Source organism: Nostoc linckia z4 (assembly GCF_002608075.1).
GTDB lineage: Bacteria > Cyanobacteriota > Cyanobacteriia > Cyanobacteriales > Nostocaceae > Nostoc > Nostoc linckia.
Map to the genome: position 1 here is coordinate 24,385 of NZ_LAHA01000008.1, position 20,969 is coordinate 45,353.

Consider the following 20,969-nt stretch of genomic DNA (forward strand, 5'->3'; position numbering starts at 1 on the left):
TAGGTGTGGGGGAGCCACTGCGGTGGACGGGTTTCCACAGCAGTATGCAAGTGGCGTTGTAGAGGAAGACAATACGCACACACTTCCCAAGCTTGCTACGGAACTAAGAGGGGAAGGAACTTTTTGCTTCCTTGTCTATCACCACTGTTCGCATTAATTTACCAGTCCACAGTATTTAGAGGTAGGAAATGTCGCACTTTTCAACTGTCACTACAAAACTAACTAACCGTGAATGTTTAGTACAAGCTCTACAAGATTTGCAGCTTACCGTCCAAGTTTATGAAAAACCACAATCCCTGAGAGGTTATTACGATGACTCCCAGGGGAAAAGTGCTGAGATTGTTGTCCCTGGCCGTAGTTTAAGTGTCCGCGCAGATATCGGGTTTAGGTGGGATCAAGAGGCAGGGGTGTATCAACTCATCCATGATGCCTATGAAACTGTACCCCGACTAGGAGAAAACTTCTTTTCTCACACCCTAATACAAGCCTATGGCAAGAAGATGGTTCGCGCTAAAGCAGCCCAGTTACAAGAACATCTGGGAGAATGCACCATCACAGAAGAAACCAACGGTCAGGTACATACCCTGCGCCTTGCATTTTCAGCACACCAGCAAACTCAACAAGTTCGGAGATAATTATGGAACGGGCAATATTGATACATTTTGACACTGTTACAGGTGAAGTGAAAATAGAAGCCGAGGGATTTGAGGGTTTGTCGTGCCTAGAAGCAACCCAACCCTTTGAGGAAGCTTTGGGTGTGGTAGAGGGCGATCGCACTTACAAACCAGAATCTCAGCAACAGCTTCGTAGCATCATTACTCATCAACAACGACTGCACCAATAAACATTCGATGGGGGGACGAGGAAAATCCCCCTGCACAATTTTTCTATGAGCGAACTACCTGAAGATTATCCGATGCTCCATATTTACCCCTCAAAAGGAGCGCGGGAACCAGTAATTATCAAAGGAAATGCGGAGGGACTGTGCGCTTTAGTCAATGCCCTAATTTCCGCCATTGCTCATCCAAATTCTTCTGGAGTTGCTGAAGTATTTAACGGCGATGCCGAAGTTTACGAAGTAGTCGTGCATCTTGTTACCACTCACGAAAAACTTTCTCCCGTACCCGATCAAAATTCACAACAATGAAACTATCAAACCTGATTACCACCATTGACTCTCAAATACCCATCGTGGCAATAGATGTTCTGTCCCCCGAAGAAGCCACTATCATTCAGTGGTTAACTACTGAAGTGATGGACAAACTTAATAGTCCTGTGTACTTCTGGAATTTGGGAGTTTCCGGCTTGGAGCAATGTCTGATTGCTGACGACGGTGGACTGGTGTTCAAATCAGTCGAGACGTATAAAAAGCCTCCTAACATAGATCCTTTAATATATGTGTTCGAGTATATCAACAATTTTGGCGGTAATGGGGTTTTCATCTTGGGAGATGTTCACCCTTTTGTGGGTAAAAACTCCCTGCAATTGAGTTGGGAAATCCTCACCAGAGTAAAAAACTTGTACCATCGCCTCAAACCGACTGAAAAGCGAATTGTGTTTTTAGGTCAAAACATTCAACTGCACGAATCCCTGCTGAGGCTAATTCCTTGCTGTGAAGTTCCTTTGCCCAGCATTGAGCAAATTCAAGACCATTTAGAATCATATTTACTGTACTTGCAAGAATCTGCCAGTGAGCAAGAGGTAACTTTTACCGTATCTCTCACCACTGAAGATAAAGAAACCTTGGCAAGAGCAGCTTTAGGCTTGACGCTGGAGGAAATCAGCGACTTTCTCCGGCTCACTGTTAAGGAGCGATTAACTTCTAAAGGTATAGTAATTGATACTACGGTCATCCCTTTGGTTGTCGAATACAAAACCCGCCTACTGTCTCAGATGGGTATTGAATTGGGTAAATCAGCGACCATACCCTTTGGTGGTTTGGATTTATTGCGGGATTGGTTGCAACGCCGCAGCCGGTTATTTTCCCAAGAAGCGCGATCGCTAAATCTACCCCAACCTAAAGGTGTGCTACTGGCAGGGCCACCAGGGACAGGTAAATCGATAGTAGCAAAGAACATTGCAACTATACTCAATCTTCCACTGCTACAATTAGACATTGCCTCGATGCTTGGTAGCCTGGTTGGAGAATCTGAGGGCAATGTCCGCCGCGCACTCAAGACTGCTGAAGCTATTGCACCCTGTATCTTGTGGATTGATGAGGTCGAGAAAGCACTTTCAGCTAATGGCGATACCTCTGGAGTCTCACAAAGGATTCTGGGGAATATCCTCACTTTCATGTCTGAATGTACGGCGGGGGTGTTTGTGGTGGCAACTTGTAATGACCCAACAGCACTGCCTATTGAGTTCAAGAGGAAAGGGCGGTTTGATGAGAATTTCTTCGTTGACCTGCCTACTGAGTTGGAACGTTGCCAGATTCTCAAGATTCATTTGGAACGGTTTGGTATAGAAGTTCCGCAAGAATATTTAGAGGCGATCGCTGCTGCTACCGACAAGTTTAGTGGTGCTGAGTTGGAAACCCTGGCATCAGAAGCAGCACTATTGGCTTTCGATGAGGGAAGACCTCAGCAGGTCACACTGGCTGATTTAGAAAATTGTCAGCAAAACATCACCCCTTTAGCTGTTCAAGATGCTGCTGCTGTTGAGCGGATGCAGTCTTGGTCAAAGATTGCGCGACCAGCTTCCAGTCCTGTGCAGGTGTCTAAGAAAGGTCTTCGTACTTCTAGGTTCCGTACTAATTAGATAAATGCGCTTCTTCTAAGCTCGACTTTATCCAAAAATAAGAACTTGGTTCTCTTGATACGGCAAAAACCCTAGCTTCTTGGCAAAAACTTTTTCTATGCCACTGATTATTGGTGAAATCGAAAAAGTAAAACTACCGTCCCACAAAGGTTTCAGCGTCAGCTTGAGCGTTGCTAGAAAATGGATAAAGTCGAGCTAAGACTAAGAAGCGATGTCTGCGGTGAGCGATCGCGAACAGGGGGGCGTAGCCCATCGCGAATAGGGTCTCGTAAAGCCTGCGGCATAGCTTCGCTTAGGGCGCAGCCTAAAAAGAGAAACGAACGACAAAATGAAATAAGTTACTCCACGTTAAATTTTTACTAATTTGGCAATGCCTAATTAGTAATGATTTGAAGCTTTTATCAAATGAACATTTTAACAACAGATGTTCATTTGACATGGCAATATTGTACTTTAAATTAGGTCAAAAATATGGAAATTTACTTAATATTTGTAAATGCAGCTCAGAACAGTAACAAATTCTGGAGTGCAAAAGTTGAGCAAGGTAATCTAACTGTTGAGTGGGGTAGGGTCGGCTACAAATCTCAGCAAAAAGTACACTCTTTTGGTAATTATCAACAAGCAGTTTCTAAATTCCACAATCTCGTGGCTGAGAAGAAAATGAAAGGCTACCGAGAAAGCCAACCTCAAATTGATAGTACTTCTGATTCTCTAGAAATCAAAAGAGCTATCCAATTACTGGAGATATTGCGCCCTTATGTAGCACAAAGACAATTTGCCAATATAAATTATCTAGAGACATTAAACCAATATTTAAAAATTGTTCCTACACCTTTAGGAATGAAAATAGACCCGTCTCGAATATACCGCGATGTGGCAGATGTTGAACATCAACTATCACTGCTGAACTCTTTGTTGGAAACTGATTCTGTGCTGGCTGATAACACTACAGAAGAATCTGCTAATAACAGCAAAGTTATCAGTTTAAAAAGCATTGGAAAGAACTTTTGGAGGCATTTGTAGAACTTAATAATTCAGGAGCGGAGCCTGATACTCCGAAAGCTACGATTAGAATAAAGGCTTACCTGAGAGCGGTTAAATGGGATATATCAGTAAAACTCTGTATGTCTCACAGAGTAAAAGCATCTGATTCAAAACTTCACATCCTTTATTTTCTGCTATCGCAGTCACCTTTCTAACAATGACGCAACCAGAAATAAATTATCATGACTCAAACAGCATCGAAACAAAGGGTAAAGCCTGCCAATCAGACCAAAAAAACAAGTGTAGCTACTCCTAAAGGCGAAAATGAAGTATCAGCAAATATCCCAGACATATCTACAGGTAAAAAGAAAAAACCTACATCTCCAGATGCTGATACTTCAACTGAGCCTATCTCAAATAAGCGTACTAATAAACGTTCTGCCAAATCAGAGTTAAACTCTCAACCACTTATAGAATCAGCAATGGAGGTAATCTGCTCACAAACTAAATTTCACGATGCACTCTCTTTAGTGAGTTGTGCTACCCCAGCTAAACCTACCCATCCGATTCTTGCTAATGCTCTAATCATTGCAGATATCGAAACACAAGAGATACATTTAACTGTTACTGATTTAGCATTAACAATTCAGGCAAGTTTTGAAGCCCAGGTGTTGCTCAAGGGTGAAATTACTGTACCAGTGGAAATGCTATTTGAGATAGTTAAGCATTGCCCTAATGGTAATATTAGCCTCAGTAGTCAGACTCAGATTATACAGCTTATTGATGAGGAGAAGCAAACAAAAATCTGTTCTCTCAGTTTATCTGATACTGATGGAAAATATGAAATTAGAGGCATTAATGCTGAAGAATTTCCACATATTTCTACAATTGATGCTACTCCCATTCCTCTGCCAACAACAGTTTTCAAAGATGGTTTGAAAGGTGTGATTTATGCTATTAGCACTGATGAAAATAAATATATCTTGACCGGAGTTCATATTCAAATTACACAGGAGAAGTTAAAGTTTATTGGTACTGATGGGCATCGAGTCGCAACCACTGAACTTTCAACTCAAGGAATAGGTAGAAAACCCCGCAAACAAGTAGAATCTGAAGAAATAATCCAATTTACTCTTCCTGGTCGAGTCCTCAAGGAACTAGCGCGTAACTTGGATGATTCTGTCGAATTCATTAATCTGTTGTATGATGCCCAAAGTAATCGTTTGGGTTTTGCTTGGCAAGATATTATCCTCAGATGTCAATGTCTCGAAGGAACTTACCCTGACTGCGAACAGTTATTGGCAAGATTTAGCTTTGACCGAGAAGTAATCCTAGAAAAAGCATTTTTAGTCAAAGCACTGGAACGGTTAGCTGTGTTAACAGATAAAAAAGAGAAAGGTATTTATTTACAGTTTGATGGAAGTTTGCAGCAGTTACGATTATCAATTGAACGGGAGTTTGGCAAAGGCGATCAGGTTATTGCTGCTCATCTACCATCAGAAATGTCATTGAATATTCAGTTTAACCTCAAGTATTTAGTAGAAGCAGCCAAAGCAATTCCTAGTTCCGCTATCAAAATGCACTTGCAACAATCAGATCATCCTGCCATGTTGGTTCCTTATGGAGATAGACCAAATCCAGAACTGCAAATGGAAATGCGTCAATTCTTATTGCCACTGTACACTCTAAATACTTAATAAATGTTAACCGCAATCTTGAAGTTTTGTAGATTGTTTTGGATACGAGTGGTGTTTATTTTAGACGGGGATTTGAGCAACTCTGGACAAAACTGGACAACATAAACGCTAAATAACGAAAATCCTCGATTTTGACAAATAGAAACTGTGCATTTTGGCGGTAAATATCCGACTAGTTGCCGCCAAAATACCAAACAAGCAGTTATTAATGAAAATCACCTGCTGTTAATAGTTGTAAATACAGAAAAGGAGGAAATTCGGCAATGGATAAGCTAGACCAATATCGCAATGCTATCAAGAAAATATTGACTGAGTATTACGAAACTACTAAGACTCAAGTTGTAAAAGATGCGGGAGTTGAAGTAAGCGATCGCTTGGCTTTTGATGAAACAAGAGATCAATATCTTTGGTTTAGGTTTGGCTGGGATGACAAAAAGCAAATACAGTATATTATCATCTATCTCTGCATTAAAAATGGCAAAGTTTGGGTGGAAGAAGATGCAACTAATTTATGCGTTGTTGATGATTTGCTATCAGCCGGAATACCTCAAGCCGATATTGTTTTGGGTTTTCATCATCCCAGTAAACGAGGTTTAACAGAATTTGCTACTGCTTAATGAGGCAAATGAAGAGTGTTGAGTTTCAAGTGCTGAGTTGAAAGACCGCCCACAATTCGGAAAGTATCAACCTTCTCCTGATAAAAAGATTCCGCCCACAAGGGGAGTTGCTCTTACCAAGTACATAAGTCAGCCGTACTTTTTAATTCACTCAGGACTCAGCACTGAGTATGGTAAATTCTACTAGGAACGGTTGAGCAAATCAGCCTATTTTGGAATCAAAATTACACCCCCTTAACAGGGGTAAGGGCGACAAATTAAGGTTAATGAATCCTATGTCTACAGTCGCCCTACATCAAAAATATAGACCCCAGACAATAGCCGAATTAGTTGGACAGCCCTACATCAAAACTGCTCTGACTAATGCTGTCAAATACCTGCAAATTGCACCAGCTTATTTGTTTACAGGTTCTAGAGGCACAGGTAAAACTTCAACTGCTCGGATATTTGCTAAATCCCTCAATTGCCTCAACACTAAAAAACCAACTGACCAACCTTGTGGTATTTGTCAATCCTGCCGTTCAATTGAAACCAGTAATAGCCTAGATGTCAGTGAAATTGATGCTGCTTCTAATAATGGTGTAGATGATGCCCGTGCTTTAATTGAGCGCAGTACCTTAGCACCTGTTGCAGGACGTTACCGAATTTTTATTCTCGATGAGTGCCATTGTCTAACCGGTAACGCCTTCAATGCTTTACTTAAGTGTATTGAAGAACCGCCACCTCATGTAGTATTCATTCTCTGCACAACAGAACTACACAAGGTGTTACCTACTATTGTCAGCCGTTGTCAGGTGTTTAATTTCCGCACTTTGTCTGTTCAGGCAATTGTGCAGCACCTCGGTATTGTAGCAGATGCAGAATCTATCTCTATTGATGAGGAGGCACTAACAGCGATCGCTCGACTTAGCGATGGTGGACTCAGAGATGCACTGCAATTACTCGGTCAGGTGAGTCTTTTAGATGAAGATATCACTGCCAATCATGTCATGGAAATCGCTGGTGGTGTGACCCAAACAGAATTAATGTCAATTTTACAGGCAATATCCACCAACAACACCTTTAACTTGCTGCAAGTAGCAAGAGTTTTAGTAGATTCTGGTAAAACGCCCAAATTGATTCTCTCCAACTTACTGCAAACATACCGAGATTTACTGATTATCAAGTCTGCACCCAAAGAGCAATCCCTGCTAACTGGTTGTATTAGCTATGCTCAACTCAAGGTTTTAGCAAATCACTGGAATTTCGAGACGCTTAACTTGTCTCTAGCAGAGTTACAAAAAGCAGAAAACTATCTTCGGTACACAGTAAATGCTGCTGTGTGGTTAGAAGTTTGCTTACTGAACCTGATACCCAGTTTATTGGCTGTCAGTGCAACCAAGATGCTAACTGTTAAACCTGTAAATGACAAAGGGCATGATAGCAACTTGTTACCAGCAGTTGCAGCCAATACCGCTAACCTGGCTCAAATTTGGCAGCAGGTGATGGATACGGCTAAACCCAGCAATCAAAAGCTGTTGGCTCATGCAAATCTCGTTAAATTGCAAGATGACAAGGCAATTTTAGAGGTTACACCAGCTTACTTGAATAAGTTTGAGAGTAGTAAAGAGGCGATCGCTAAAATGCTGCAACGAGCTACCCAAAGTCAACAACCAATGACTGTGTTAATTAAAACTGCCAACAAGAGCAGTAATGGGAGGGTAAAAGCATGATTGTCTTGCTGACAGGTGACGACCAACACGCCATCCAAGAACAGCTCAACCAATACAAAGCAGAGATTGATGCTCAATGGCTCACACTTTGCTATCACCGATTTCCAGCCGATCACCTTGACCGAGCTATCAGCGTAGCTCGCACTCGTTCCCTGACTGGTGGTAAAAAACTGGTGATTGTGGAAAATTGCCACCTCAAGCAGTGGGGTGATACTGAGTTGTCAACTTTGCAGCAGCTTGTTCAAGTGCCTGAATTCACAATTTTGGTGTTTGTCGCCACTAATGTAGATAAGCGCTTGAAGATTTACAAACATATTGTCAAGTATGCCCAGTTGTCTGAGTTTCCGTTGATACCACCTTGGTGTAATGATTTGATTGAAAAGGCGATCGCAACTCAGGCGAAAAAAATCAAGCTGGTGCTGTCAAAGGATGTAGTGGAATATCTAGCAGAAGCAATTGGTAACGACATGACCCGTGCAGCCACAGAGTTACGCAAACTGTATATCTATGGTAATGGCAGACAACTTGAACTTGCAGAAGTAAAAGAGTTAGTGCCATGTCAGACTCAGAATAGCCTACAACTGGCATCTGCTATTCGCCAAGGAGAAAGTAATCAAGTTTTGCACCTGCTGGATGATTTACTGTCACGCTCCGAACCATTACTGGTGATTGTTGCTACTCTCTTAACACAGTTTAGAACTTGGCTGTGGGTTAAGTCTGCGATCGCTTCTGGGGTTAAGAAAGATAGTGAATTAGCTCAACTGTGCAGTATCAGCAATCCTAATCGCATTTACTACTTGCGTCAGGAGGTAGCAAATACAAACATCAATGCTTTAGCTAAGGCAGTAACTATGATGCTGGATTTGGAGATGTCTATTAAGAGGGGTGCTGATAGCGGAGCGGTAGCGAGTCATCGAGCGTCAAGTAAGGATTTACTGCTAATAATTCTTAGTGTTAGCAGGTTATTTAAGTTAACTTAATCAACATAAAGTTGACTGAGAGTTTTGGATTTTGGATTGTATATTTGATTTCAGTCTAAAATCCAAATTCACTAATAATGATATTAGTATCTAATATAGCTTTCACAAGTTATGTTTACCCTTGTCTCGCCTTAGACAACTTCAGTGCTATTAACAAACCAATTTTCAACCTTTAAATTATTAAAAAATTCAAAATCAGAAACATTATTAGTTACCAAGATTAAATTATTACAGTAAGCAATACTCGCAATTTGACCATCTACAAAAGCAGGAGTTTTGCCAATCTTGGATAATCTAGCCCTTTCTTGGGCGTGCCATTGTGCTGCCTTTAAATCGTAATCAAGGACTGGTAAATTTAATACAGATTCATGAATATAATTCCAAAGAGACTCTCGCCGCTTAGATTCTGGCAACCGCAAACAGCCATGTAAAAGTTCATGAATAACAACACTAGAAACAGCAACTTCTGATTTATGAATATCTAGTTTGTGCAAAACATTGACATTAGGAATAGGACGTGCTGGCTCTGAGAGAATATTGGTATCAAGTAAGTATTTCAAGCTCATAGCTCAATTTCTCTTCCCACACTGCGATCTCGTAAGTCAGCGAAATCATCATCATTAAAGATAATTCCCTCGCTTTGGATTACTTTTCTAAATTTTTGTAATCCCTCCCAAAAATTATCCCCTCTAGATTCCTCCTTTTTTTTACGGAGAAACTCAAACAAATAGTCCCGTTCTTCTGTGGGTAAACTTTCAATAGAATTAATAATTTCTTGTAAATTCATCAGAGAACCTCCTAATTAAGTAAACCTACCTTTGCTAACTCTATTTTAATCTCTAAATCCAAAGCCTTAGCCTCTTACATTTAGCCAATTTATGCAAAAATAGGATACGATATTATGCTGATCGGCGGCAAATGTTTCTGGAGAACAGAAACAGCGATTAGCGTAGGCGTAACCCGCCGCAGGCATCGCCAGCGCAATCATCAATAATCCACCAATTTTAACTGTAGATGAATCTACAGCTAATTTAGATCCTTTAAATGAAAAAACAATCAAGTTTTGCGATCGCTGGATGATTTACTGTCCATTTTGAAGAAATAGGGTTGTTTGCTTCCAGAAGGAGGAAGTAAATTCCGATATTCCCAGTGTCCGCGTTTGCCCAAATCTTGAATAATATTTTCAGCAGTTTTTGTTGCTTGACCACTGGTGCTTTTAATAGCTTTACTGAGGATAGCTTTAGTTTCATTCTGCCAACCGTAGATACTCCAACCAGACTTATCATTTTTAATGAGCAATTCAAGGCACTCGACAGATAATTCTGGCATCGTATCAACAAGTACTGCTAGACGTTCGAGCAGCAAAAAGTCAGGATCTACTTTGCCAATTAGCTCAAGAATCTGTTTAATCTGTGCAATAGCCCAAGCGTCATCAAATTTCCCAGAACCGAACCACCAGCCAAAAGCTGCAAGTTCAGTAGCGTAGGAATTAGGTTCAGTAGAATTACGCGCTGTTTCCAAACGCTTCCCCCACAGCAATTGCAGCCAATTTAAGATTTCTGGATCTATCTCATTTTCTGTCTTCTTAAGACTTCGCCCCACAAATTCGAGAGCATAGCCACGTAACGCATCAGAAGCTAACTCAAAAAACCGCGTTAGTAATCCTCCTGACTCATCCAAATTCAGCTTCCCACGCCAGTAGAAAGTCATCAAGTGATCGGCAAGACCTTCATCAGTATGTGTCAGTTTTTGTCGTTCAATCAAAGTGGTATTGATCTGTTCAACTGCATAGCGGTATTCCTCATGTAGTAAATCAAAAGCATTGTTATAAACACCAGAAAAATTAATGTAGCTTTCCCAAGCAGCAAGTCGCAGATTGCTGAAAGTCTCATCCTGTGGAAATATTTTTCCTATGCTTTGATTTGCCCATAGCGGATCTAGTAAAGCCAGCCAAGGAAACCACTGACCATAAACTGAGCGTATTGCTAAAGATGGCTCTATATCTGGGTTAAGATGTTCATCAAGTACCTGCCGTACTTCTGGCATTTCATCAAAACCTCGTTGCAAATGCTCTGCACTCTCAGGTATTTGCTCAAAGTGGCGACGAATCCAGAGGGCATAGCGAACAACTGTGTGCATTGCTTCCCCGCGAACAGTATTAATTGCCAGTTCACTATAACTATTATTTGAGCTATGGTACTCCATTTCTCTTTCTAGCGTGGGGTCTGGATGTTGAGTTAAAAGTCTGAGGATGTTCCAAACCCGATCGCGAAAATTAAACTGAATTGCTATTGTATCAAGGTTCAGTCCGACTCCAAGCAAGTCTACCACTGTTCGGCAAGGTTCGAGCCAATTGCTGCTGGGTTCGTTATAAATTGTCTGAGATTTCTTCAATTCTTCAGATTTCTCTGCTAACCAATTGCAGAGACTTAGAACAGATATCCAATCAAATTCTCTTATTTCTTGCTGTTGTGTTGATTGATTATTTAAAGCTTGACGCAAACCTCTAAGCAAATTTGATATATATCTTGCGTGTAGACCTTGGAATTGAGCGGCTCCCTGTGCATAACGTTCAGGACTTTTTTCAACCAGTCTTGTCAGAGCAGATCCTAGCCCTGAGCGTGATGGTTCTTCAAAGGGATCTGTAGAATTTGGCTCCCATGTTCTAAGAAAGGCAACTAGCTCCTCAATACTCATAGATTCTAATTCTGAGTCAGTTTTTGGACTTCCAACACCTGAGACTCTAACCTGACCTACACCTCCAGAAACAATATCTGAAAGTTCAATCTCCTTGCCAAATTTATTGACTAAATCATCATAGCGTTCACGCCAATATGTTGAAAGACTATCTTTTATTATTGTCAGTTTATGCCACTGCCAATATTTTACCCATTCAGCTTTTCTCTCTTGATCTTCTTCCCAATTCAAGTCCAGTTCAGGATTTTCAATCCAACTTAGAATTTGCGCTTGTTTTTCTACAGAAAGTTGAGCAAAATTATCTTTGAGTAAGTGTGCATACTCATAATCTTCGTAAGAACTAGTATCTGTAAAACGCTTAGAGTCAACAACTTTTTCTATCAGCAAATTTGGGTCTACATCTTGATACTCACGAATCAGGTAAAGTGCGATGCGATGAAAAATTCGCCAGCGTCGCTCCTCCAACTTCTGCACAATATTTCGGATTTTCGTCCGATCCGATTCTAATATCTGTTTTGCTGTATCCCTTACTGTTTCTACTAAAATTTCTCTAACATCGTAAGGAGGGTGATTTCGATGATGCTCCTCAATTGCATATCGCCAGATACGTGAGTAATCCTCCAAGATAGGCGAATTATTCTGCTTTTCCTCAGTTTCTGCATTACGTCTAGAGAACTTAATCGCATTATTAAGCAGAATAATTAGCATAATTAACGCTTCTTCACCCGTTATCTTTACTAATTCTGGCACTAAGGTTTTTAAAATTCTTCGATAATGCGAATTATTAAAACGTATTCTTGGCTTGGGTGAGGAAAGGTAAACATTATTATCATTATTGTCCCCATTGTTCAAACTAGAATCTGGCATAACAGCAAGTAATGTTTTGGCCAGTTCTAGTGCCTTTTTAATCTTACCACCTTGAGCAAGATGTACTATGAGGGCAGCAACTTTCTCTGGAAGTAGAGAGGATGAGTATAGTGATTTAATCCAAGTTTTAACTTTAGGAACTAATTGCACTGCTTCTTCTAATGCCATCTCAAGTGCAGCATCAACAAAATCTTCATGGACACGGGGATTGTTGCTTTCTATCTGCCGTGCAATTTCTAGAACCTCTTTCGGCTTGTGTTTAGCCATTCGCGCTAGATAGCGAGACTGAGGCCACATAGGAAAGCTGACAGTGCCTTGACTAACATCCTCAATCATTTGCGGAGGATTCTTGAAAAACCCTTTATCCTTTAACAGTTTAATCCACTCTGGATTTTGTAGACGATTGAAAAAGTAACTAAAATGCTGTGGGTGAATCAGGAATCCTATAACTTTCTCTATCTGCTGAGGATTGTCTTCTTGTAAGATTTCATCAAGTTTATCTACAGTAGTGTAGAAATTTTGAGCAAATGTAGCGAGAAATGACTCAAATAACTCAAATTGATGACGGATTTTCAGATCATCAGGATCTAATTTAGGTTTGCCGCTATCATGTGTTTCATGTGTTTGTTCCATAAACCACTCTGTTATTTCCCAGTAGTGATTGACTATAGGTTCTAATATATTCAGGTCAAGTTTATTTTCAGAAATACATAATTCAAAAAAGAGAAAGGTTCTTTTTTTATTGTTGTATCTTACTGCTTTATGTTTTTTTATAAGTTGCTGTATTTTACTAAATATTTGAAAATTAATAGTAATCTCTTCACTCTCTAAAGGTATTTCATCTAAACCAAAGCCATTACTCTCCCAAATATCTGCTAGGTTTTCAACTTCATCTTTATATTCAAGTCTTTCACTTATTTTAGGAATAGAATCAGGCAATCTATTACGAATTTCACGAACAGCATGAGATATAAATCTTAATCTACCAGGAATTGGGATTCCAAAAGTTAAGCAAACTGCACCTTCATACAAATTTGCTAGAGAGCTACTATTTTGATTCAGCCAGGAGAGTATTTTCCTACGGGTCGTTGTCCAGTCCGCTGGAGATACTTGAGGTAAATCAGATGAGGTAGGGTGTAGATTTTGACTATTTAGTTCCACAACTTCTTCGCTAATACGCTAATAATTGACCTAAACGTTGATTTTTTCAAACTATTATACTGTATAGTCGCTAACTGACTTGATGATAGAAAGCATTTGCTAAAGAACTTACCCATCTTAGTTTCAGTCTTAGCGTATAAAAGACATTTTTGGGCAGGTTGACTCTACTACTTATCCTAATTTAGTCTCACTCCCCCATTGGGGGATTTTTTAGGGCAATGAGCGAAAAACACCGCCATGAACACGCCCAATTATAGTGCCTTACTACAAAGCTTTTGGACACCACCTAGCACACCCATTCCAGAAAATTCCAACTCAAATAACCATCCTACTGAACCAACAAATATTGCTGAATTTCTAGGTGAAGATTTACTCTGGCAACAGACTATCCCTGCCAAAGAACCTAATCTGAAAAATATCCCTAATGACCTACCAAATAAATTAATTAAAGCACTGCAATCATTAGGAATCACCCAACTTTACTCTCACCAACTTCAAGCCTTACAAGCAATTAGACAAGGTAAAAGTTTAATCCTCACCTCTCCCACAGCCAGTGGCAAAACTCTCAGTACATACCCCGCCATTCTGGAAGGTTGTATCAATGAAGAACATCGAGCATTAGCATTTTATGGACTACGAGCCTTAGCACTAGACCAGTTCCACAAAATCTCTGAACTACTCTCTACCATACCAACACAATCCAGACCTATACTGGCAATGATCACTGGAGATGTCAAATCAGAAAAACGAGAACAAATCCTCAAGAGTGAACCGCATATATTAGGTGTCACACCAGAATTAATCCACTTTCAACTCAAGCAAGCCTGGAAATCCGCGCATTGGGCAAACTTTTATCAGCGATTGCGCTATATACTGCTTGACGAAGCTCACACCCTTTCAGGTAGCTATGGCGCAAATATGTCCTGGCTGATTCGTCGCATTAAACTAGCAGTAGATCATTACGGTGGTGACTCTAAGAAACTACAATTTATCTTTCTGAGTGCCACTTGTGGTAATCCTAAACAACTGGCTCTGAAAATCTCTGGTTTGAAACCAACTAAACTCAACCCCAAACCCCTAATTTGGATTCGTAAAAGTGGAGCAGCTTCACCATCTAGACAAATAATTATCACTCAGCCCAGTTACAATCTGACTGCTGATACCGCTCAGATTATTCAATTTTTGCTCAATCAAGGTAAGTCAGGTATCGCCTTTTGTAACTCCCGTCGCAGCGTGCGGGAACTAACAGAATTACTCAAATCAAACCAAGTAGCTGCATTCTACAGTGGCATTACTTCTGAGCGCCGGGCAGAAGTAGTAGACCAACTCCAGTCTGGTACGATCAAGTGGATTATTGCCACAGAAGCATTAGAAGCCGGAATTGACCTACCAGAATTAGAATGTTGCATTTTGCGTGGCTGGCCTGGTTCCAAAATGGCATACCAGCAACGCAGTGGCCGCGCCGGACGTTCTCAGTCTGGACTGACAGTGCTGCTTCCCAATGCTCTCAATCCCATAGACTGCTATGTAGCAGAACATCCAGAAATGCTGGTATCGCCAGAAGCTGAGGAAGTATTCTTTAATGACGAATATCCCATCTTTGCTGCTAAACATTTGATGTGTGCAGCAGCAGAAACTGGTATTCCTACTAATAAAATAAAGCACTACTTTGGCACAGCCGCTCTAGAGGTAGCAAAACTCCTGTTAGCCCAAGGGCATTTAAATAAAGGTCGTAATGGACTGTGGGCAAAGGGTTATCCCCATAAAGATGTTAACTTCCGGGGTGGCTTATCCCAAACTACCATCAAGCTAGTAGATGCAGAATCTGGCGAAGAACTAGAGGAAATCTCAGAGGATATTGCTCACCGAGAAGTCCATCCCCAAGCCATCTACAAACGACAAGATGCCAATGGACGAATGCTGACTTATCAGTGCATCTCCCTTGACTTGGACAGCAAGCAAGCAATATTAAAACAGACAGCAGATAGCCCACTGTTTACAGTTGCAGTTACAGAATCAGAAACCAGTAGCCTAACAGTGCTGACAGATCCGGTGAAGTTACCATTGCTGTTTTCTCAAGTCAGTGAAGTTGATGACTGTCAAGAATACTTAATCCTGGAACTTAGTTTTGGTGAGGTTAAGCACATTACCAGTGGTTACAGTTTAATGACCCAAATCTATGAGCAGACTTGCCTGAACAAGCGGTGTCTTAACTACAAAGAGCCGCTACCTAAAGAACGTCGTTGTCCACTTTGTAGCAAACTCACACGCAAAGCTGTAATTGTGAAAACCCTGTCAGAAGAAAAGTTTGAGCAGCCTTTCCGTACTCAATTTTCAGCACCAATGGTCAAAGTAGCAATTAACTCAAGTGCGCGGGAATACCTCCAGGATTTTGCCAAGGAATCTAGAACCAATTTAACCCGCAGTGGAGAACCGATTCCACCAGGCTATCAACAGCTATGGGAATATTCCAGTACCTTGATTGCTATCCACAGCTTTGGGCATCAAATTATGAGAGCGTTACAGCTGGTGGCTAGAATTGACCCAAAACAGGTGAATTTTACAGTAGTGAAGGAGTTAGGGGAAAATAACAATTACACAGGCTATTTCTATGATACCAGTGATGGTGGTAATGGTGCGGCTGAAGCTGTGTTTAAGCATCTGCCAAAACTTGCTGGTGCTGCTAGAGCGATCGCACAGGATTGCAACTGCGATACTGGCTGTGCCAAGTGCCTAATTCAACATGGTTGCCCTGATGGTAACACTGCTTTATTGAAGCAAATGGGATTACTGTTGTTAGATGCGATCGCTTCCGACAAAACTTAGCCCATCGCTACACCTGATGTTTGACACAAGCATCGTCGTAGACATCGCTCAACTTCCAGATTTTATTGTTCCAGATACTCAATCACTGCCTCCAAGTCTGCGATGCCTGCGGCGGGCTACGCCTACGCTCGATTAAATCGATTCAGCATTGCTTCTGCTACTTCTGGTTGGGCGTTGACAGTCGGTAGTTTTTCTCTTACCACACCTTTGAGTGCTTCTAGCCACAGCGACAAATTTGTATGTCGAACTGCTGTCAACAATCCCATATTGGTGAGAACAGACAAGTGAAACCCAAGTTGGTCTTGTCCACCATAACCCAAATATCCGTTACTAAGTTCCAACTTTTCTGGAGTAAATTCAAAATACTGCTCAGAAGTAATACCAGCAGATTCTAGTTTGGGTTGTGGTAATGGAGGTTGGGATTGAGTCATTATCAGTTAGGATTGTTGTACAGTAGGTAATTTTGACATTTGCAAAACACTGTCTGACCAAATAGCAAGTTCTTGAATAATCTGGTTTTTAGCTTCTGTGTTATTCCAAGCTTGTTCCCAGTTAAACAGCCAGCGTGTGAGAAACCTTCCTAAGTTTGCTAACTCAAAAGCATTGTCAATATCTATATCTGGGGCTATCCACTCAAGAAAATACATAGTCTCTCTAATCAGGCTTTTGACCACATCCTCATGCGTAGAGTCACTGAAAAGTTGACTTATCCGTGCTAGATTAGTTGCCAATTTTTCCAATCTAACAGGGATACTATCTTGCACAAAGGTTTCTTGCTCATAAGTTAAGCCACTATTCATCCCAGAAACTCCATAAGAATTTGGGACACAATTTGTTTAATCTTAACGTCCATAATTTTCATTGAACAATTAATGTTTTAATAAGATATGCGTTAGCCGTACTCCGCAGGAGTTGCAAGCTACGCGGAGCGTCTCCAAGAGTTGGCTTTGGCGTACCCTTACTCAAAAGCTTGCTACGCGTAGCGTCTCTAAGAGTTGCCATCGCTTGCAGCTTAATTTTACAGGTATCTAGAATTAGCGCGATGTCTACAACGGGCGTAGCTGAAGCACTCCCACACTTGACCCGGATTTCTCACGCATAGTGTAGGCAGAGGAGTGTGGGGAGTGTGGGGGGTAAGACTTCTTCCCCATCCTCCCACACCTCCCACACCTCTTGGATTTCTCACTTGTGAGAAATCCAGGTTGAGCAGTCCGCTTTACCCAATCTATGAGGTGCCGCAGCTACGCCCAGAGCAGGCATCGCTATAATAAAACCAGTATCACGCTCGGAAAACTCACAATGTCCATTACACTTGATCTGCCACCGAAAGTTGAGGCACTGTTGCGACAGCGTGCTGAAAGTACTGGACAAGATATTTCGCAAATGGCGCTAGCGGTGCTGACTTTAGGACTGAGTTTGGACGATCAAGATTTTTTTGAGGCTTTAAAGGGAATCCAACGTGGGCTTGATGATTTTGAGCAAGGACAATTTTCGAGTTTAGAGGACTTCATTGCTGAACAAAATCAGAAATATGGATTGTCTCTTGAAGCATGACGTACCGCATTGATTTCTCTAGCATTGCGAAAGCCGAAGCGGATGCCGCATTCTTAAGTTTTTCTCAGTTTACCACAGATGAACGCGCCCAACTCTGGTATCAAGGGCTGATTAAAGCAATCGTCTCTCTGCAAGAAATGCCTCGGCGCTGTCCAATCGCTCGAGAGGATGCCTTCTTTAGTCAAGAAATTCGTCAGCTTCTTTACGGGCAAGGAAAACAAACCTATCGTATTCTATTTACGGTTCTTGAAGATCAGCCTGTTCCAACGGTGAGAATTCTCCATATTCGTCATGGCGCACAGAAGACAATTGGTGAGCCGGAAGTAGAGGATTGATTGTATTGACAGCTAATTCTTGTATCTTGGCTGTACGTATAATTAATTTGCAGCTTACCGCTGCATTGGAGAGATGTTATGTTCTCTCCACCATGCCAGTAATTAATCTTGCCGATATTCAACAAATTACTAAAACACAGCAACAACTCCTATTACCCAGTCAAAAATATCATCCAAATCGCTCTGCCTTTGACTCTATAGTTGCAGATAACTTTTCTTTGGTGATGAGACAACTATTTTTAGGACTGACTGTAGAACCTTTATTAAATGCCTATCCTCAAATTGCTCAGTGGATTTCTCAAATACAGGAACTTGCACCGGAAATTTTTAAATCTCGGAAAAAGTTATTAGTCGATAATCCAGTTATCGCACCTCTTGTAATTAATGACGATAAGCACTTTATTCAAGTATTAACAAATATAGCATTTAAACAAGGTATTCCCAGGCTTTATGAATGGGCTATACGCCATCCATATTTAAGCTGGCAAGACCGGGTAAAGTTGTGGACTACGGCTAGACAATACTCAGTTACTCCTAACCAAATACAACTCGTAGTTTTAGCATTACATCCTGTTAAACCAGCCCAAAGATTAGATATACGCTGGAATAAAAAGGATCAGATGCAGACTGAAAAATGGTTAATTAAACTACTGACTCAATCTCCAGATAACAAATCACAATCAAACATAGTCATTCCTGAGTTATCGTCAATGGTCAATTTAGAAGCTATTCCAGAAGTCAAGATTTAAGAGGCTAATGCCTCTGCCATTGGCGTTTATTACAGATAACACCAATGGTAATCAAATCAAATTTTGAACATGGATGGCTATTATCAAAACTACTGAAATTAGATGATGAATATCAAGGTAGGTGGGAGCAATGGCGATGGACAATGGAAACTGGAGAACTGCCTAAAGAAATACCACAAACTGAGTTTTTAGACTTAGGACATCCTCAAGTTTTACAGATGCTCTCAAGCTGTCTGCAATCTATTCCTAAAGCTGGATGCGGCAGTCCTTCCAGATTTATTCCCTATTTCACTGATTGGTTACTTTATGCTCTAGGGCATCCCAGTATTGCCAAATTACCTCATGAGCCAGAGGGATGTAACGGTGCGAGTAATCGTCTTATTCAAGAACTAGAACTGAAGCTTTTGATTTCTTGTCCCTTCGATTACTTCGGTCATTTGTTGGCTGCTAATCGTTACGGACAATCAAGAGCTAAATTCTATCCTACTCCTACTTGGACAGCCAGGACAATGGCTATTGCAGCAGAACTGTCAACTGCTGCAATAGCACCATTTCATATATATGAACCAGCACTTGGTACAGGACGATTAGCATTGGAAATGTCCAATTATGCCATCAGTTTAACAGGCTGGGAGTGGGATTCACTACTAATAAAAATAGCAAGTTTAAACTTCATGCTTTATGCTCCCTACTTGGCATTGCCTATTCCTAGTTTGGGTGGAGATTTAGTTATCGGAGACACCCTGACTGGCAAGGGTATTTCTTTTATTCGACCAAATTTAAAGTATGAAACTCCCGCATCAACACCTAAACCAAAGCTAAATAATAGTTTGCTGATTAATAGTATCAAATATGAAAATACTAAAACAGAAAATATATTGCAAGGAAGTTTATTTTGATGAAAATGAAAATTACTGAATGGCAACAACTATTTCAAAATTGTGTCAGTAATCCTCCTCTGCCAATTTCCTTACCTACTGTAGCACTTACCAATCCTCCCTATTGCAAAATTAATCTCACTTCCGATTCAGAACTAGCCCGATTTTATATGGCTTATAAATGGATAAAACACGGAGATGGAAGCTACGTGATTACATCCAAGTTGAAAAACCAAGCAGAACAAGAGTGCTTATTTGTAGAACAGTGTTTAAATCAATTGCAACCTGGTGAAATAGTCTGTATCTTGGTATCTAATGGAATTCTGTCTTCATCTAACCAAGCACATTTTCGCCGATGGCTATTAGAAGACATGGCTTTCCTAATTGCTTCCATTCAGTTACCTACAGAAAACTTTCAGGTAGAATGTGGATTGGGAATTACCACCAGCTTTTTAATTCTTCAGCGCAAAGGTGGAGATTTACCAGTACCAGAAGACTACTCAATCTTTATGGCAGTTGCGGATAAAATTGGTTTTGATAGTCGAGGTCGTCGTCTGTTTCGTCCAATTACAAATGGGCAACAAACTCAAGAAATTGATAGTGATTTACCGCTAATTATGGAAGAATTTAAAAAGTTTATGACAGAAGTTTGGCAAAATCATATTGGACTAAAATAATTCAGGAGTTACAGGTGAATTACAGGAGTGCATCGGGGAGCATCTCAATAGCACTCTCCGAGTTGACACCGCTCAGTTTGACACCACTCAGGTTGGCAATCAGATTGGCAGGGAATAACAAGAAGCTGGCATCTTTTAACTGTGACCAAAAGATGTGGGAGTAGTTTACCGCCGTTGGCGCTACAAAGGCACGACGGCAACAGACAGCCTATGCCGCAGAACTCCACCAGCTTAAAGCACTTCAGGCAAAATTTCAAAGGCACATCACAAAGCCAGTTGATGTTGATGCACTCACTGGTATCATTGTTCAACTAGCCCAACCTCATTAGGGTGCGATCGCGCAAAAACTTATAGTGTAGAATTTAATATTTTTTTCTGAAAGCCTTGTATAGCAATACTTTTGGTAGTTGCATGGCAAATGGTGGCAAGCTCGCTATTTTTGCCCTCAATTGCTCATTTGAATACATTTATACTA

At 40.8% G+C, this 20,969-nt stretch carries 20 protein-coding genes; 15 read left to right on the top strand and 5 right to left on the bottom strand.

The window, feature by feature from the left end:
* Positions 1-188 precede the first annotated feature (188 nt).
* The 9 genes from VF06_RS09205 (at position 189) to holA (ending at position 8,750) form a co-directional block, all read left to right on the top strand.
* Positions 189-635: a DUF1257 domain-containing protein gene (locus VF06_RS09205; protein ID WP_099066957.1), complete on the top strand. Its 447-nt coding sequence runs from the start codon at positions 189-191 to the stop codon at positions 633-635.
* Between the two features lie 2 nt (positions 636-637).
* A complete protein-coding gene (locus VF06_RS09210; protein ID WP_094346896.1) occupies positions 638-844 on the top strand; it encodes a DUF2997 domain-containing protein in 207 nt (68 codons plus the stop codon).
* Positions 845-889: 45 nt separating this feature from the next.
* On the top strand, positions 890-1,147 hold the full coding sequence (locus VF06_RS09215) for a hypothetical protein (protein ID WP_099066956.1): 258 nt from the start codon (positions 890-892) through the stop codon (positions 1,145-1,147).
* Positions 1,144-2,760 carry an AAA family ATPase gene (locus VF06_RS09220; protein ID WP_099066955.1) on the top strand — a complete coding sequence of 539 codons (1,617 nt, stop codon included), beginning with the start codon at positions 1,144-1,146 and terminating at the stop codon, positions 2,758-2,760. Before VF06_RS09215 ends, VF06_RS09220 begins: the two co-directional genes overlap by 4 nt.
* 471 nt (positions 2,761-3,231) lie before the next feature.
* A complete protein-coding gene (locus tag VF06_RS09225) occupies positions 3,232-3,783 on the top strand; it encodes a WGR domain-containing protein (RefSeq protein WP_099066954.1) in 552 nt (183 codons plus the stop codon).
* Positions 3,784-3,986: 203 nt separating this feature from the next.
* Positions 3,987-5,441, top strand: coding sequence for a DNA polymerase III subunit beta (gene dnaN, locus VF06_RS09230; RefSeq protein WP_099066953.1), 1,455 nt, complete (start codon positions 3,987-3,989; stop codon positions 5,439-5,441).
* A gap of 263 nt (positions 5,442-5,704) precedes the next feature.
* Positions 5,705-6,058: a XisI protein gene (locus tag VF06_RS09240; RefSeq protein ID WP_099066952.1), complete on the top strand. Its 354-nt coding sequence runs from the start codon at positions 5,705-5,707 to the stop codon at positions 6,056-6,058.
* 266 nt (positions 6,059-6,324) lie between these two features.
* Complete coding sequence (gene dnaX / locus VF06_RS09245; protein ID WP_257208117.1) at positions 6,325-7,770, top strand: DNA polymerase III subunit gamma/tau; 1,446 nt, start codon at positions 6,325-6,327, stop codon at positions 7,768-7,770.
* The gene (gene holA, locus VF06_RS09250; RefSeq protein ID WP_099066950.1) at positions 7,767-8,750 is read left to right on the top strand and encodes a DNA polymerase III subunit delta; all 984 of its coding nucleotides are present in this window, start codon (positions 7,767-7,769) and stop codon (positions 8,748-8,750) included. The genes dnaX and holA overlap by 4 nt, the downstream gene beginning before the upstream one ends.
* A gap of 131 nt (positions 8,751-8,881) precedes the next feature.
* On the opposite strand, the gene VF06_RS09255 is transcribed toward holA, so the two are convergent.
* From VF06_RS09255 to VF06_RS09270, 3 genes are all read right to left on the bottom strand, one after another.
* Complete coding sequence (locus VF06_RS09255) at positions 8,882-9,316, bottom strand: type II toxin-antitoxin system VapC family toxin (protein ID WP_099066949.1); 435 nt, start codon at positions 9,314-9,316, stop codon at positions 8,882-8,884.
* Entirely contained in the window at positions 9,313-9,537 is a 225-nt protein-coding gene (locus VF06_RS09260) for a hypothetical protein (RefSeq protein WP_099066948.1), read from the bottom strand. Before VF06_RS09260 ends, VF06_RS09255 begins: the two co-directional genes overlap by 4 nt.
* 269 nt (positions 9,538-9,806) lie before the next feature.
* Positions 9,807-13,475, bottom strand: a complete 3,669-nt coding sequence (locus VF06_RS09270; RefSeq protein ID WP_099066947.1) for a hypothetical protein — start codon at positions 13,473-13,475, stop codon at positions 9,807-9,809.
* A gap of 237 nt (positions 13,476-13,712) precedes the next feature.
* On the opposite strand from VF06_RS09270, the gene VF06_RS09275 reads away from it, so the two are divergent.
* The gene (locus tag VF06_RS09275) at positions 13,713-16,301 is read left to right on the top strand and encodes a DEAD/DEAH box helicase (protein ID WP_099066946.1); all 2,589 of its coding nucleotides are present in this window, start codon (positions 13,713-13,715) and stop codon (positions 16,299-16,301) included.
* Positions 16,302-16,423: 122 nt separating this feature from the next.
* On the opposite strand, the gene VF06_RS09280 is transcribed toward VF06_RS09275, so the two are convergent.
* Positions 16,424-16,732 carry a hypothetical protein gene (locus VF06_RS09280; protein ID WP_099066945.1) on the bottom strand — a complete coding sequence of 103 codons (309 nt, stop codon included), beginning with the start codon at positions 16,730-16,732 and terminating at the stop codon, positions 16,424-16,426.
* A gap of 6 nt (positions 16,733-16,738) precedes the next feature.
* A complete protein-coding gene (locus tag VF06_RS09285) occupies positions 16,739-17,101 on the bottom strand; it encodes a hypothetical protein (RefSeq protein WP_099066944.1) in 363 nt (120 codons plus the stop codon).
* A 499-nt stretch (positions 17,102-17,600) separates the two neighbouring features.
* Here VF06_RS09285 and VF06_RS09290 point away from each other — a divergent pair, with 499 nt between their 5' ends.
* Genes VF06_RS09290 through VF06_RS09310 form a run of 5 tightly spaced genes read left to right on the top strand, consistent with a single transcriptional unit; the run spans position 17,601 to position 20,494 of the window.
* Complete coding sequence (locus tag VF06_RS09290; protein ID WP_094333544.1) at positions 17,601-17,855, top strand: hypothetical protein; 255 nt, start codon at positions 17,601-17,603, stop codon at positions 17,853-17,855.
* On the top strand, positions 17,852-18,190 hold the full coding sequence (locus tag VF06_RS09295) for a type II toxin-antitoxin system RelE/ParE family toxin (RefSeq protein ID WP_094344623.1): 339 nt from the start codon (positions 17,852-17,854) through the stop codon (positions 18,188-18,190). The genes VF06_RS09290 and VF06_RS09295 overlap by 4 nt, the downstream gene beginning before the upstream one ends.
* A gap of 5 nt (positions 18,191-18,195) precedes the next feature.
* Positions 18,196-18,939 (top strand): hypothetical protein, encoded by a 744-nt coding sequence (locus tag VF06_RS09300; protein WP_244917952.1) that lies wholly within the window; start codon positions 18,196-18,198, stop codon positions 18,937-18,939.
* Positions 18,940-18,983: 44 nt separating this feature from the next.
* Positions 18,984-19,838 (top strand): hypothetical protein, encoded by an 855-nt coding sequence (locus tag VF06_RS09305; RefSeq protein ID WP_099066942.1) that lies wholly within the window; start codon positions 18,984-18,986, stop codon positions 19,836-19,838.
* Positions 19,839-19,843: 5 nt separating this feature from the next.
* Positions 19,844-20,494, top strand: a complete 651-nt coding sequence (locus tag VF06_RS09310) for an N-6 DNA methylase (RefSeq protein WP_257207453.1) — start codon at positions 19,844-19,846, stop codon at positions 20,492-20,494.
* Positions 20,495-20,969: the final 475 nt, after the last annotated feature.

Coding starts and splice junctions, on each gene's coding strand:
- VF06_RS09205 (WP_099066957.1), top strand. CDS start 189: ATGTCGCACTTTTCAACTGTCACTACAAAACTAACTAACCGTGAATGT.
- dnaN (WP_099066953.1), top strand. CDS start 3,987: ATGACTCAAACAGCATCGAAACAAAGGGTAAAGCCTGCCAATCAGACC.
- VF06_RS09275 (WP_099066946.1), top strand. CDS start 13,713: ATGAACACGCCCAATTATAGTGCCTTACTACAAAGCTTTTGGACACCA.
- VF06_RS09260 (WP_099066948.1), bottom strand. CDS start 9,537: ATGAATTTACAAGAAATTATTAATTCTATTGAAAGTTTACCCACAGAA.
- VF06_RS09310 (WP_257207453.1), top strand. CDS start 19,844: ATGAAAATTACTGAATGGCAACAACTATTTCAAAATTGTGTCAGTAAT.
- VF06_RS09290 (WP_094333544.1), top strand. CDS start 17,601: ATGTCCATTACACTTGATCTGCCACCGAAAGTTGAGGCACTGTTGCGA.
- VF06_RS09295 (WP_094344623.1), top strand. CDS start 17,852: ATGACGTACCGCATTGATTTCTCTAGCATTGCGAAAGCCGAAGCGGAT.
- VF06_RS09280 (WP_099066945.1), bottom strand. CDS start 16,732: ATGACTCAATCCCAACCTCCATTACCACAACCCAAACTAGAATCTGCT.
- VF06_RS09285 (WP_099066944.1), bottom strand. CDS start 17,101: ATGAATAGTGGCTTAACTTATGAGCAAGAAACCTTTGTGCAAGATAGT.
- dnaX (WP_257208117.1), top strand. CDS start 6,325: ATGAATCCTATGTCTACAGTCGCCCTACATCAAAAATATAGACCCCAG.
- VF06_RS09220 (WP_099066955.1), top strand. CDS start 1,144: ATGAAACTATCAAACCTGATTACCACCATTGACTCTCAAATACCCATC.
- VF06_RS09240 (WP_099066952.1), top strand. CDS start 5,705: ATGGATAAGCTAGACCAATATCGCAATGCTATCAAGAAAATATTGACT.
- VF06_RS09305 (WP_099066942.1), top strand. CDS start 18,984: ATGGTAATCAAATCAAATTTTGAACATGGATGGCTATTATCAAAACTA.
- VF06_RS09255 (WP_099066949.1), bottom strand. CDS start 9,316: ATGAGCTTGAAATACTTACTTGATACCAATATTCTCTCAGAGCCAGCA.
- VF06_RS09215 (WP_099066956.1), top strand. CDS start 890: ATGAGCGAACTACCTGAAGATTATCCGATGCTCCATATTTACCCCTCA.
- VF06_RS09210 (WP_094346896.1), top strand. CDS start 638: ATGGAACGGGCAATATTGATACATTTTGACACTGTTACAGGTGAAGTG.
- VF06_RS09225 (WP_099066954.1), top strand. CDS start 3,232: ATGGAAATTTACTTAATATTTGTAAATGCAGCTCAGAACAGTAACAAA.
- holA (WP_099066950.1), top strand. CDS start 7,767: ATGATTGTCTTGCTGACAGGTGACGACCAACACGCCATCCAAGAACAG.